At 66.7% G+C, this 12,648-nt stretch carries 11 protein-coding genes; 6 read left to right on the top strand and 5 right to left on the bottom strand.

Annotated elements, in window-relative coordinates:
- The first annotated feature begins 48 nt into the window (after nucleotides 1-48).
- Both EDC31_RS04230 and EDC31_RS04225 read left to right on the top strand, forming a co-directional pair.
- A complete protein-coding gene (locus EDC31_RS04230; RefSeq protein WP_042061480.1) occupies nucleotides 49-546 on the top strand; it encodes a UPF0262 family protein in 498 nt (165 codons plus the stop codon).
- 7 nt (nucleotides 547-553) lie between these two features.
- Nucleotides 554-1,315 (top strand): YoaK family protein, encoded by a 762-nt coding sequence (locus tag EDC31_RS04225; protein WP_042061478.1) that lies wholly within the window; start codon nucleotides 554-556, stop codon nucleotides 1,313-1,315.
- Nucleotides 1,316-1,355: 40 nt separating this feature from the next.
- Here the strand turns inward: EDC31_RS04225 and EDC31_RS04220 are convergent, their stop codons facing one another.
- On the bottom strand, nucleotides 1,356-2,747 hold the full coding sequence (locus EDC31_RS04220; RefSeq protein WP_042061476.1) for an NAD-dependent succinate-semialdehyde dehydrogenase: 1,392 nt from the start codon (nucleotides 2,745-2,747) through the stop codon (nucleotides 1,356-1,358).
- A 44-nt stretch (nucleotides 2,748-2,791) separates the two neighbouring features.
- On the bottom strand, nucleotides 2,792-3,850 hold the full coding sequence (locus EDC31_RS04215; protein ID WP_132126919.1) for a zinc-dependent alcohol dehydrogenase: 1,059 nt from the start codon (nucleotides 3,848-3,850) through the stop codon (nucleotides 2,792-2,794).
- Nucleotides 3,851-4,151: 301 nt separating this feature from the next.
- Between EDC31_RS04215 and EDC31_RS04210 the strand changes: the two genes are divergently transcribed.
- The 3 genes from EDC31_RS04210 (at nucleotide 4,152) to EDC31_RS04200 (ending at nucleotide 7,717) form a co-directional block, all read left to right on the top strand.
- A complete protein-coding gene (locus EDC31_RS04210) occupies nucleotides 4,152-5,198 on the top strand; it encodes an SMP-30/gluconolactonase/LRE family protein (protein WP_042061474.1) in 1,047 nt (348 codons plus the stop codon).
- 20 nt (nucleotides 5,199-5,218) lie between these two features.
- Nucleotides 5,219-6,967, top strand: a complete 1,749-nt coding sequence (locus EDC31_RS04205; protein WP_042061473.1) for a c-type cytochrome — start codon at nucleotides 5,219-5,221, stop codon at nucleotides 6,965-6,967.
- Between the two features lie 120 nt (nucleotides 6,968-7,087).
- On the top strand, nucleotides 7,088-7,717 hold the full coding sequence (locus EDC31_RS04200) for a MarC family protein (RefSeq protein ID WP_042061471.1): 630 nt from the start codon (nucleotides 7,088-7,090) through the stop codon (nucleotides 7,715-7,717).
- 64 nt (nucleotides 7,718-7,781) lie between these two features.
- Here EDC31_RS04200 and EDC31_RS04195 read toward each other — a convergent pair whose 3' ends face one another.
- The 3 genes from EDC31_RS04195 to trxA all read right to left on the bottom strand — a co-directional run bounded on the left by EDC31_RS04195 (nucleotide 7,782) and on the right by trxA (nucleotide 11,902).
- Nucleotides 7,782-10,175, bottom strand: coding sequence for a plasma-membrane proton-efflux P-type ATPase (locus EDC31_RS04195; RefSeq protein WP_042061469.1), 2,394 nt, complete (start codon nucleotides 10,173-10,175; stop codon nucleotides 7,782-7,784).
- Nucleotides 10,176-10,409: 234 nt separating this feature from the next.
- Nucleotides 10,410-11,474: a phytanoyl-CoA dioxygenase family protein gene (locus EDC31_RS04190; protein ID WP_081797871.1), complete on the bottom strand. Its 1,065-nt coding sequence runs from the start codon at nucleotides 11,472-11,474 to the stop codon at nucleotides 10,410-10,412.
- A gap of 101 nt (nucleotides 11,475-11,575) precedes the next feature.
- Nucleotides 11,576-11,902: a thioredoxin TrxA gene (gene trxA, locus EDC31_RS04185; protein WP_042061506.1), complete on the bottom strand. Its 327-nt coding sequence runs from the start codon at nucleotides 11,900-11,902 to the stop codon at nucleotides 11,576-11,578.
- Nucleotides 11,903-12,172: 270 nt separating this feature from the next.
- Between trxA and EDC31_RS18355 the strand changes: the two genes are divergently transcribed.
- Entirely contained in the window at nucleotides 12,173-12,646 is a 474-nt protein-coding gene (locus EDC31_RS18355; protein WP_081797870.1) for a hypothetical protein, read from the top strand.
- Nucleotides 12,647-12,648 lie beyond the last annotated feature (2 nt).

The following is a 12,648-nucleotide window of genomic DNA, read 5'->3' as shown; positions in this document are numbered from 1 at the left end:
GACCTGAAGCCTTGTGTAAATGCGCCATCGGCCTAATCTCGCGCCGCGATGGCTGACACGATCTCACCCCGACCCTCACGAACAGACGCGTTGCTCGACGTCGTGCTGGACGCCATGTCAGGCGACATGCCGGTGCTTGAAGAACGTCGGCGCGACCGGCAACAGGCCGTCAGGGATCTCATCTCCACCGGCTCGTTCCAGCCGGGCGGCCTTGACGGCCCATTCATCCTCCACCTCGCCCGTCAGGCGGGAAAGCTGGTCTTCGACGTCCGGGACGCCGAGGACGCGCCCCGCCTGCGCCTGCCGATTTCCCTCGCACCGTTGCGGCGCCTGATCAAGGACTACAATCTCACGGTCGAATCATACGCGGAGGCGATCGCGGAGGGGAATCCCATCCGTATCCGCGCGATGGATTTCGGCCGCCGCGCCCTGCATGACGAGGCGGCGGCCGAACTCCGCGCCATGCTGGAGGGGCAGGTCGCCATGGATTTCGACACGGCCCGCCGCCTCTTTTCCCTGATCTGCGTCATGGCCGCCCGGGACTGAACGCGTCATGCTGCGACAGGAAGGCGCCGGACGGAGCTTCGCAGCGGACTGGAAACTCGGCTGCTCCCTCGCCGCCGTGGCCGGCGCCGTGAACGCCGCGGGCTTCTTCGCCGTCGGCTATTATTCGGCCAACATGACCGGCAACCTCTCGGCGCTCAGCACCTCGGTCCATGACGGGGCGCTGGCCGTCGCCCTGTCCTATGCCGGTCTTCTCGCCGCTTTCGTGTCCGGCGCCGTCGTGGCGACGGTTCTCGTCAATCTCGGCCGCCGCCGCAACGCGGCCTCGATCTATGCCTGGGACATTCTGCTCGAAGCCGCCCTGCTCGCCCTGCTCGGCGCGTTCGACCTCGCGCTCCCCGCCATCGAGCGCCAGGACACGCTGGCCTTCGGGCTGAGCTTTCTCATGGGATTGCAGAACGCCACCGTCACCCGCATTTCCGGCGCGCGGGTGCGGACGACGCATATGACGGGCATGCTCACCGATGTCGGCATCGCCCTCGCCGACTGGCTCGCCATCCGCGGCGACCCGACGGCGCGGGAACGCCGCGCGCAGCTTGCCGAACGCCTGCGCCTGCATCTCGGCATCGTCTGCGCCTTCGCCCTCGGCGGAATCGCGGGCGCGTTCAGCTATGCCCGGCTGGGCCCGACCTTCCTGCTGGGCGTGGCCGCCCTGCTCGTCGCCCTGGCCTTGCCGACCGCGAAATCCCCGAAGCGGGACGCCGCGTCGCCCCCCGCGCCTCCTGCGGAGAACACGACGAAGCCCGTCTGAGGACGGCTGGAAGGAGGGGGACCAAGCCCCCTCCCATCCGTCAGAACGGCGCATCGATGTCCACCACATCGATCAGCTTGGCATTGACGAATTCCTTGATGCCGAGCCCGATCAGTTCGCGCCCGAAACCGGACCGCTTCACGCCGCCGAACGGCAGGTCCGCCTTCACCATGGTCGGATGGTTGACATAGACCATGCCCGTGTCGATCCGCCGCGCGACCTCCACGCCCTTCTCCGTGTCCCTGGTGAACACCGAGCCGCCGAGGCCGTAGGGCGTGTCATTGGCGATGCGGACGGCGTCCTCCAGATCCGCCGCGCGGAACAGCATCGAGACCGGACCGAAGAACTCCATGTGCCGCGCCGGATTCTGCCCGTCGATCCCGGTCAGGATGGTCGGCTGCGCGAAGCTGCCCTGTTCCGGCATGTCGAGGGCGATCGTCTCCGCCTGCGCGCCATGGCCGATCGCTTCCCCGAGCTGCTTCTTCAGATCGGCGGCGGCACCGGCCGAGGACAGCGGCGCGAGCGAGGTCTCGGCCGCCATCGGATCGCCCATCCGCAATTCCCGCACGCCCTTGCGATAGAGATCGAGGAAGTCGTCATAGACCCCGTCCTCGATGATCATGCGCTTGGACGAGACACAGACCTGACCGGCATTCCAGTGCCGCCCGAACACGGCCCATTTCACGGTCTTTTCCAGATCGGCGTCGTTCAGCACCACGAAGGCGTCGGCCCCGCCGAGTTCCATCGTCGTCTTCTTCAGCGCCTGCCCGGCCTGCGACGCGACCGTCGCCCCGGCGCCCTCCGACCCCGTCAGCGCCACGCCGCGCACGCGCGGATCGGCGATGATCCGGGCCAACTGGCCGCGGGTCGGAAAGATGTTGCGGAACCCGCCCTCCGGCAGCCCCGCCTCGACCATCAGACTCTCCATGGCCAGGGCGCATTGCGGCACGTTCGAGGCGTGCTTGAGCAACACCGTGTTCCCCGCCGAGAGCTGCGGCGCGATGATGCGGGCGACCTGATAGAAGGGGAAGTTCCACGGCTCGATGGCGAGGATCACGCCCTCGGGCTCATAGACGATGCGCGCGCGCCCTTCGTCCCTCGAGGCGACGGGCAGGATGTCAGGCACGAGCAGCGCCTCGGCATTCAGCGCGTAATACTCGAAGATCGCCGCCGAAAGCTCGGTCTCCGCCTTCGCCTCGGCGAAGAGCTTGCCCATCTCCAGCGTCAGCAGCCGGGCGTAACGGTCGATGTCGCGCCGCAGAATGGCGGCCGCATTGTGCATGACTTCAGCGCGCCGGGCGAAGGCGCTGTGCCTCCAGGACCGGAAGGCGCGATCGGTCTGCTCGAGAGCCAGATCGATCTCCTGATCCGTCGCATCCGCGAATACCTTGATCGTCTCGCCGGTGAACGGCGTGGTCGTTGCATAAGCCATAGTGAGATGGATCTCTTGCTGATGATGTTTAGGTTCGGCCCGTTTCAGGCCGTGTCTGACGTCTTCCCGCGGAAATCGAGGACGATGCGCCCCTCGACCTTACCCTCGTCGAGAGCTGTGAAAATCCGGTTGATGTTCTCCAGCCTGTCCGGTTTGACGACGGCCCTGATCTTGCCTTCCGCGAAAAACGACAGCGCCTCGATCATGTCGAGACGGGTTCCCACGATGGAGCCGCGTATCGTGACGCCGGCCATCACCATGTCGAAGACCGAGATCGGGAATTCGCCCGGCGGCAAACCCGTCAGCACGATCGTGCCCCCGCGACGGACATAACACATCGTCTGTGAAAAAGCACGCAGGGAAACAGCCGTCACCAACACGCCATGCGCGCCGCCGACGCGCTTCCGGATCTCCGCCCCCGGGTCCTGCGTCTCCGCGTTGATGCAATGCGCGGCTCCGAGCGCTCTGGCCGTGGCGAGCTTGCCGTCGTCGATATCGAGGGCGATCACATTCCGCCCCATGGCGACGCCGAACTGCACCGCCATCTGCCCCAGGCCGCCCACACCCGCCACGACCACCCAGTCGCCCGGCTTGGTGTCGGTCATCTTCAACCCCTTGTAGACCGTCACCCCGGCGCAGAGCACCGGCGCGATCTCCAGCAGATCGACACCCGGCGGAATCCGCGCCACATAATCCGCCTCCGCGACGACATATTCGGCGAAGCAGCCATTCACAGAATACCCCGTATCCTGCTGCCCCTCGCACAGCGTCTCCCACCCGCCGAGACAATGCGGACAATGCCCGCAGGCGGCGTGCAGCCAGGGCACGCCCACGATATCGCCGGGCTTCACCCAGCGCACGTCGTCGCCCGCCGCGACGATCTCGCCGACACCTTCATGACCGGGGATGAAGGGCAGACCCGGCTTGACCGGCCAGTCCCCCCGCGCGGCGTGCAGATCCGTATGACAGACGCCACACGTCATCATGCGCACCAGAACCTGATGCCGGCCGATGGACGGGACAGGCACCGTCTCGATACTCAAGGGCGCGCCAAACGCCTTGACGACCGCCGCTTTCATCATGGTGGGAACAGGCGCGACCATAGGAAAAGCCCTTTCTTCATCGCCGCCCTCAATCGGGCGGCCTCTTCGTCCAATCCTCAATTCCGGTATAGAAGACCCGCCTTTCCGCTTCGTTGATACAGATCAAGAGACCCGCGCGGCCGGTCCCGGAAGCGCCGTCACGCGGGACGGGTTCGGGCGGACCCTGAAAATCAAACCAGAGCATGCCTGCTGCTGTTTTATCTGGCGCATGACGCGCGCCCGGGGGTACACTTCCGGGACGTTACGGACGCCGAAAGTTATGTTTTTCAAAAGATGTGAGAGCGGATCGGGACAATCGGAAATGAGAAAGCATCCCTTCTCGAACGGATCGGGTTTCGTCGCGGGGAGCATGCGCCCGCGCTTTCCTTGCCCCCGGACGCCTCTCCTCCGTGCGTTTTTCTTTTGCGCATCTCTCCTTTTCGCGTTTCTCGGGCCCGGCGGCGCAAGGGCGGCCGAGTCCGTCATCCTGCCCGGCCCGCTGGTCTTCCCCGAAAGCGTGACGTCCCTGTCGGATGGCACGCTCTTCGCCGGAAGCCTCGCCTCGGGCGGCATCTTCCGCGCCAAGCCGGGCGCGGCACAGGCGGAACTCTGGATCAAGCCCGGCACCTTCGGCACCCGCTCGATTTTCGGCGTGTTCGCGGATGAAAAGGCCGGTCTCCTCTGGGCCTGCTCGAACGACCTGTCCGCCCGTGGCATTTCCACGCCCGGCAACGCTACCGGAAGCTGGATCAAGGGGTTCGACCTCCATACCGGCCTCGGCCTCATCAGCGCGCGTTTTCCCGGCGACGGCAATCTCTGCAATGACAGCACCGTCGGCCCGGACGGAGCGCTCTACGTGACGAATTCGGCGAAGCCGCAGATCCTGCGACTCGACCCGGTCACGCGCAAGCTGACGATCTGGCTGACCTCCCCGCTCTTCACACCCCCCAAAACCGGCGCGGGGCTCGATGGCATCGCCTTCGGGGCCGACGGCAATCTCTATGTCGACACCTTCAACACCGCGACCCTCCTGCGCGTGGTGATGAAGGACGGCAGGCCGCTCCGCGTCGAGCGCCTGCGCCCTTCCCGGCCGCTGGTTCTGGCCGACGGGTTGCGGCGCACGAGCGGCGGCGGTTTCCTGCTCATCGAGGGCGCCGGGCGGCTCGACCGCATGGCGATCGACGGCGACGACGTCCAGATCACCACCTTGCGCGATGCGCTGCTCAACCCGACAGGCGTCACCGAGACGAACGGCACGGCCTGGGTGTCGGAGGGCCAGCTTCCCCGCCTGTTCGGGCAGTCGCCGCCCAATCCCGTCCTGCCCTTCCGCCTTGTCGCCGTTCCACTCGCGACGCAGCAGACGCCCTGAAATTCCGCAGGAAATCTTTCATGACCCGACATCTCCCGACCTTCGCCGCCATCCTGGCCGGAAGCCTCGTTCTGGTGGCCGCGTCGACCCCCGCCAGGGCGGACGACCAGTGCGCGACCGGCGGCCTCAGCCTGTCGCCCGGCTTCTGCGCGACGATCTTCGCGGATCATCTCGGCCATGTGCGCCACATGGTCATGGCCCCGAACGGCGTGCTCTACGTCAACACCTGGAGCGGCAGGTATTATCGCGATGAAGCGGTGCCGCCGGGCGGATTCCTCATCGCCCTGCAGGACACGCATCAGACCGGCCACGCCGACACGATCCAGCGTTTCGGCGACGGAATCGCCGAAGGCTCCGCCGGCGGCACGGGCATCGCCTATTACAACGGCGCGATCTACGCCGAGGAGAACGACAGGATCGTCCGCTTCCGCCTGCCGCCGGGCGCGATCGCGCCGGATGCGCGATATGACATCGTGCTCTCCGGCATGCCCCTGACGGGCGACCACCCGATGCATCCGTTCATCATCGATTCCAGGGGGACGATCTTCCTCGATTCCGGCACCGCGACGAATGCCTGCCAGGCGAAGAACCGCATGGAGGGGTCGAAGGGCCTCACCCCCTGCACCGAGGCCGAAACGCGCGGCGGCATCTGGCGCTACGATGCCAACGCCACCGGGCAGGTCTTTTCCCCGGCGGCGCGCTACGCAACCGGCCTGCGCAACGGCGAGGGCCTCGCCTTCGACGCCGACGGACAGCTCTATGCGACGCAGCACGGCCGCGACCAGCTCTGGCAGAACTGGCCGAAACTCTACACGCCGACGCAGAGCGCCGAGCTGCCCGCCGAGGAACTCGTCGCGTTGAAACAGAACGCCGATTTCGGCTGGCCGGAATGCTATTATGACGGGCTGCGCAAGCAACTCGTCCTCGGGCCGGAATATGGCGGGGATGGCGGCCACAAACAGGGCGTGTGCGCGACGAAATCTCTGCCCGTCGCCGCCTTCCCGGCGCATTGGGGCCCCAACGACCTGCTGATCGACAACGCGCCCGCCTTCCCGGCGGCCTATCGGGGCGGGGCCTTCATCGCGTTCCACGGGTCATGGAACCGCTCGCCCATGCGGCAGGGCGGCTATAACGTCGTCTTCCAGCCGCTCTCCCACGGCAAGCCCTCGGGCGACTGGATCGTGTTCGCCGACGGCTTCGCGGGACAATACATGGAACCCGGACGCGCCGCCTTCCGTCCCTCCGGCCTCGCCGCCTCGCCCGACGGCGCGCTCTTCATTTCCGACGATCTCCACGGGCGGATCTGGCGCGTGACCTATCAGGGCGCGGAACCGGCGAAAGTGGCGACGGCGCAGGGCACGAGCGCGCTGACGACTCCCACGGGCGGTCCGGTCCTGCCGCCCGAGGGGCTGCACGCCGATGCCGGGCGGCCCGACGAGACCGCCACCCTGCCCCTCGCGCCCGGCGTGACGCGTGACGAACTCGCGCTGGGAAACCGCATCTTCCACGGCGAAGCGCGGAGCGGCACCTGCTCGGGCTGCCATGGCTCGGACGGCAAGGGCTCCACGATGGGCCCCGACCTGACGGCTCTCCCGCGGATCTGGAGCGACGGCAGTGTGGCCGGGCTCGAAAAGACCATCACGGAGGGCGTGCCGAAGCCCCGGAACTATCCGGGCGCCATGCCCGCGAAGGGCGGAACGTCCCTTTCCCCCTCCGATGTCCACGCCGTCGCGGCCTATGTCTGGGCGCTGGCCGACAGGAAAAGCTGAAGAAAAAACACCCCTCCCGCGTTCCGTCTCCCGCATCCCGTATTCCGGGGGGCGGGAGGGCTCGGCCTCGCGTTGCCGCCGTGATATCAACGCGCCCACAGGCCGGAACGCAAGGACATCATGGACAAGACAGAATTCATCAAGGCGTGCGGAACGTTTCTCGCCATCGTCAACCCGTTCCTCAGCCTGCCGGTCTTTCTGGCCATGACGACGGGGATGACGCAGGCCGAACAACGGACACTCGCCTTCAGGATCACGGCCTACGCGGCCATCATGTGCGCGATCATTCTCTTCTGCGGCCAGGAGATCATCGCCTTCTTCGGAATCACGATCAATCAGTTCCGCATCGCCGGCGGCATCGTGCTGGCCCATATCGCATGGTCGATGCTCAATGGCGGGGCGATCGCCTCCCATCAGGGCAGCCCGCAGGAAAAAGCCCAGATGCAGGACCTGTCCGGCCTGGCCTTCTATCCCTTCACCTTCCCGCTCGTGGTCGGACCGGGCACCGTCGCGACCATCATCATCTATGCGGCGAACCCGGCCTACCCGGACGGAAAATTCGATGTCGGCATCATCGTGACGGCGATTCTGCTGATCCTGCTCGGCGTCCTGTTCTTCGCCGCCCGTATCGGCAAGGTCATGAGCGACACCATCCGCGGCATTACGATCCGCCTGATGGGCATGATCCTGCTCGCCATCGCCGTGGGCATGATCGCCGACGGCTTCAAGGCCATCTTCCACGCGGCGTGATCTTCGACACGGGAACGATGCGGCGGCCCCGGTCGCGTGAGGACCGCCGCATCACCGACAGGACTCAGGACGCCCGGACGACCCGGCCGAGCAGCTTGTACACGCCCCATTTGAGGAAGCTGGCCGCCACGAATTCCGCCAGCGCGAACCCCCAGACCATCGCCGCGAGCCCCCAGCCCGTCGGCGCCATGAACCAGCCGTAAACGACCGTGATCGTGCCGATCGCCTGCGCCAGTTCGCACGGCACGACCAGCTTCCAGGACGGCCACGGCCGCTCCCAGAAAGGCCCCTTGTTCCGCGTCAGGTAGATCGTCATGTGTCCCGCGACGAGCAGCTTGAGAAACACGACCGACTGCACGATCGCCGCGGGCAGGGCAAGATAGTCCCGGACGAACAGGAACACGCTGAAACTCACGATGACGCCGAAGATGCCCAGCACCGCCGCGACGGACAACACCCGCACCATGTCCCAGCGCACCGCCTTCGGCGCGCTCGGCGCGTTGTCATAGGCGATCATCATGATCGGCACGTCGTTCAGCAGCGCCAGCAGCACGACCATGATCGCGGTCACGGGATAGAAATTATAGAGGAGAATGCTCGCCGTCATGAACAGCAGAACGCGGATCGTCTCGGAAATGCGATAGATCGCATATCCCGTCATGCGCTCGAAAATCCGCCGCGCCTCTTCGATGGCCCGCGTGATGACCGAAAGGCCGGGCTCCGTCAGGACGAGATCGGCCGCCGCCCGCGCCGCGTCCGTCGCGCCGGATACGGCAATGCCGACATCGGCCTGCCGCAGCGCCGGCGCGTCATTGACGCCGTCGCCCGTCATCCCGACGATATGGCCCGCCCCCTGAAGCGCCTTGACGATGGCGAATTTGTGCTCGGGAAAGACACGGGCGAACCCGTCCGCCTTCTCGATGGCCGAAAGCGTGTCCGCGGGGGCGTCCTTGCCGAAAATCGTGTCCGCGACGACGATGTTCTGGCCCAGATCGAGCTTCCCCGCGATCTGGCGGGCGATGGCCTCGTGATCGCCCGTGATCATCTTGAAATCGATGCCCATCGACCGTGCGGCGGCGATCGTCGAGGCGCTGTCGGGCCGGGGCGGGTCGAAGAGGGTCAGCATGCCGAGATAGTGCCAGCCCTGCCCGTCGTTCCGCGCGACGCCGAGCGCGCGATAGCCCTTCGTTCCGGCCGCGTCGATCGCGGCCGAGACACCGTCCCGCGCCGCTCCCGTCAACCCGCAGAGATCGACGATGACCTGCGGCGCGCCCTTGGCGACGCTGAAGGTCTTGCCGTCGCGCTCCACCGTCGCTTCCGTCCGTTTCACGACGGGGTCGAACGGGGTGAATTTCACCAGATGCGCCGGCGCGGGCGACGTGCCCGCCGCCGTGATCACCGCGCTGTCGATCGCATCGGGAGAGGCGGTGTTGCTGGCCAGCGCCGCCGCCTCCAGCAACATCGCCGCGTCCACGCCCGCCACGGGCTCCGCCTCGCCCAGCGTCAGCTGGTTGAGCGTCAGCGTGCCCGTCTTGTCGGTGCAGAGAAGATCCATGCCCGCCATCTCCTCGATGGCGACGAGATGCGACACGACGGCCTTCATCCGCGCGAGCCGTTCCGCGCCCACGGCCATCGTCACCGACAGCACCGCGGGCAGCGCCACGGGAATGGATGCGATGGTCAGAACCATCGCGAACTGGAACGTGTCGATGATCGGATCGTGACGGAACAGCGAGACGATCGCGATAAAGCAGACCAGCGCGATCGTCACGACGATCAGGAAATTGCCGATCCGCAGGACGGCGCGCTGGAAATGCGAGACATTTCCTGCCTGCTCGACGAGATGCGCCGTCTTGCCGAAATAGGTGTTCATGCCCGTCGAGACGACAACGGCCTTCACCTCGCCCTGCCGCGCGATCGAGCCCGAATAGGCGACATCCCCCGCCTTCTTGTCCACGGGCAGCGATTCACCCGTGAGGGCGGACTGATCGACGCTCAGAATCCCGTCCCCGACGAGTTTCACATCCGCCGGAACGATATTGCCGAGGCTGAGCATGACGAGGTCGCCCGGCACGACCTGCCGGGCCGGAAGATCTTCCCACCTGCCGTCCCGGCACACCCGCGCGCCAGGCGCCAGACGCTTCTGAAGCAGGGCGATGGCGTTGTCGGCCTTCCATTCCTGCCAGAACCCGACCCCCGCATTGACGAACAGCATGGCCATGATCACGCCGAAATCCGCCCAGTGGCCGACGATGGCCGACAGCACGGCCGCCACCTCGATCATGGCCGGAATCGGCCCCAGGAAGAAGCGCAGCAGGCGTCGCAGCGTCGAGATATGATGTTCCGTGAGGGCGTTCTCGCCGAACTGCGCCAGCCGCTTCGCCGCCTCGGCGGAGGTCAGCCCCGTTTCGCTATCCGAAGGGCGCTGAGCGCCGTCCGCCTGAGAACCATCCGCCATGCTCCGCACCTCTTGCCGTCAGCGCGAAAGACAGACACCCCAATCCCGAGACTCGCACTGTATCGCCGGGAGGCGGAAACTCGCAGGTTCCATGTTTTCGCGGACCACAGTCTCGCGGCCATGTACCTCGCAAACGTCATCTCAGTCGAAAAGACGCTTCTTAGACATTAAATTCAGACTAAATTATTGATCAGATTTCAAAGACCGCCGAAATCCGACGCGCCCCGCCACCTTTTATTCCGCCGGATCGAACGCCGAAACGCCGGGACGCCGCCGCCAGACCTGCGGCTTCAGCCCGCGCCGCTCCAGCCAGTCCCCCGCCGCCCAGGCCAGCGACGCCCGGCGCAGCCCGAGCGCCTGGATTCGCCAGAGATCGAACGGCAGGGTGAAGAATGGATTCCTGCGTCCATAGGCCCAGATTTCCACGCGCATCCCCGGCCCCGCGCTCGGCCCGCGCGCATGGAAGCCGCCTGTATCCGCGACGATCAGCGAATTGGCGGGAACGGCCAGCGCCCGCGGCGGCGGGTACCCCATGCCCGCGAGATCCTCCTCCCTGACGCGGAAGGACCCGCGCCCGGTCAGACGGTCGGCGCCCCGGGAGGCGACAAGACTCATGCGTTTTTCCCACGCCTCCCGGCCCGGGGTGATGCGATGCGAGCCGGGGACATAGGTGAACGGCCCGCCATCCTCCCCCACATCCGTCAGGGCGAACCACGCCTTGACCGTCGGATGGAAGGTGTCGGCATGCAGCGCCGTCTGCGGGTCCGGATCGCCGGGAACGGCGTGGAGCAGGATCGTCTGAAGATAGCAGATCGGCTCGGCGTCCTGACTTCCCACCAGACGCAGCAGCCTGCGCCAGAGAGAGAGATCGAGAAACCGCCGCACGGACGGCATCGCCGTCAGCGCCGCGGGATCGAGCGCCAGACGCCGGGTGATGGTGTCCCCCTGCGTCGTCTCCCGCGCCGGGCCGCGATAGCGCCGCACTTCCTCGACGAGCCGCGCGAACTCGTCCGGCGGGAGAACGTCACGCACCAGCACGAAGCCGTCCCGCTCGAACGCCGCCACCAGTTCCGGCGGCACGAAGCGTTCGAGAGATTTGCGCCGATAGGACGCGGCGCGATGCGCGAGCGCCTGCCGCGCGACATGCAGGCCGCGCTCGTTCAGCGCCGGGCTGCCGATCAGCGGATTGTCGAGAAACGACTTGGCGCCTGTCAGAAGCTGCAACGCCCAGAACGGATAGGCTATCCCGTCCCTGATGCGCCTGGCACAGCCACGCCAGTCCAACGCCTTGAGCCGCATTCCGCCGCCTCCGTCCGAAGTCGTCCGGCGGGGTATGTGCGCCCAAACCCGACGCCGCGCAAGCTCCCCGCGACGCCGGACTCAGGCTCACACTGCAAAATTCACAATGCCGAGTCGATCCATGCCTTGAGCTGGCTCTTGGGGAGCGCCCCGGTCTTCTGCGCGACGGGCTTGCCGTCGCGGAACACGATCAGCGTCGGGATGGAGCGCACGCCGTAGCGGGTCGGCGCTTCCGGATTCTCGTCGATATTGACCTTCGCCACCTTCACGCGGTCCTTGTATTCCGCGCCGATCTCGTCGAGGGCCGGGGCGATCATCTTGCAGGGCCCGCACCACTCCGCCCAGAAATCGACCAGCACCGCGCCTTCCGCCTTCAGCACATCGCTTTCGAAGCTGCCATCCGTGACGGCGACCGTGTTCGCACTCATCTCATGCTCCTGAACTGCCCCTCCCCGCAGCCGGCCCTCGCAGCCGGAAACAAGGATGAGGAAACGTATCATATCAACCGTTCCCCTCCCGGCTTCAAGGGCCGCCCGTCCTTTCGGAAACGCGGCGCGCCTTTCCTTCCCCCTGTTCCTCCGGTCCGCCCTTGCCGGATTGCGGCGGGACCGACATGGAAATAACCGGAATCCCGCCATATTCGACGCATCACATGACATCTGATTGACGCCGGTTCGTCCGCCGGCGGGAGAACGACCATGATCCGTCCCGCGCCCTGCCGCCTGCTCGCCGCCAGCGCCCTGCTGGCGCTCCTCGGCGGCTGCTACGGCACCGGTTATTCCGGCTATTACGGCACGAGCTATTACGGAGGCTCCGGCGCCTACATGGGCTACCCCGGCTGGGGATATTACGCCCCGGGCTGGTACGGGTCGGGCTGGAATCGGCCCGGATGGTATGGATCTGGATGGACCGGCTCAGGCTGGGGCTGGTCGCCCGGCTGGGGCGGGGGTTGGAACAGGGGGTGGGGCAGAGGATGGCGGGGCGGCTGGCGAGGGCCTGAACGTCCGCCGGGCGGTCCCGGCTTTCGTCCCGGCGGAGGGCCCGTCGGCGGACCGCCTGGCGGTCATCCCGGCGGCGAAGGGTTCAGACCCGGCGGAGGGCCGGGGATGCGTCCCGGCGGCGGCTTCGCCGGCGGTCATGCGGGAGGCGGCGGGAGACCCGGCCCCCGCTGACC

It is taken from the genome of Acidomonas methanolica, assembly GCF_004346035.1.
Classification (GTDB): domain Bacteria; phylum Pseudomonadota; class Alphaproteobacteria; order Acetobacterales; family Acetobacteraceae; genus Acidomonas; species Acidomonas methanolica.
Note: the sequence above shows the minus strand (reverse complement) of the source record. Positions and strands in the feature narration are given on the sequence as shown.

What these genes read in the sequence shown, in the direction of transcription:
- EDC31_RS04230 (WP_042061480.1), top strand. Translation starts at nt 49, where the DNA reads ATGGCTGACACGATCTCACCCCGACCCTCACGAACAGACGCGTTGCTC.
- EDC31_RS04225 (WP_042061478.1), top strand. Translation starts at nt 554, where the DNA reads ATGCTGCGACAGGAAGGCGCCGGACGGAGCTTCGCAGCGGACTGGAAA.
- EDC31_RS04220 (WP_042061476.1), bottom strand. Translation starts at nt 2,747, where the DNA reads ATGGCTTATGCAACGACCACGCCGTTCACCGGCGAGACGATCAAGGTA.
- EDC31_RS04215 (WP_132126919.1), bottom strand. Translation starts at nt 3,850, where the DNA reads ATGGTCGCGCCTGTTCCCACCATGATGAAAGCGGCGGTCGTCAAGGCG.
- EDC31_RS04210 (WP_042061474.1), top strand. Translation starts at nt 4,152, where the DNA reads ATGAGAAAGCATCCCTTCTCGAACGGATCGGGTTTCGTCGCGGGGAGC.
- EDC31_RS04205 (WP_042061473.1), top strand. Translation starts at nt 5,219, where the DNA reads ATGACCCGACATCTCCCGACCTTCGCCGCCATCCTGGCCGGAAGCCTC.
- EDC31_RS04200 (WP_042061471.1), top strand. Translation starts at nt 7,088, where the DNA reads ATGGACAAGACAGAATTCATCAAGGCGTGCGGAACGTTTCTCGCCATC.
- EDC31_RS04195 (WP_042061469.1), bottom strand. Translation starts at nt 10,175, where the DNA reads ATGGCGGATGGTTCTCAGGCGGACGGCGCTCAGCGCCCTTCGGATAGC.
- EDC31_RS04190 (WP_081797871.1), bottom strand. Translation starts at nt 11,474, where the DNA reads ATGCGGCTCAAGGCGTTGGACTGGCGTGGCTGTGCCAGGCGCATCAGG.
- trxA (WP_042061506.1), bottom strand. Translation starts at nt 11,902, where the DNA reads ATGAGTGCGAACACGGTCGCCGTCACGGATGGCAGCTTCGAAAGCGAT.
- EDC31_RS18355 (WP_081797870.1), top strand. Translation starts at nt 12,173, where the DNA reads ATGATCCGTCCCGCGCCCTGCCGCCTGCTCGCCGCCAGCGCCCTGCTG.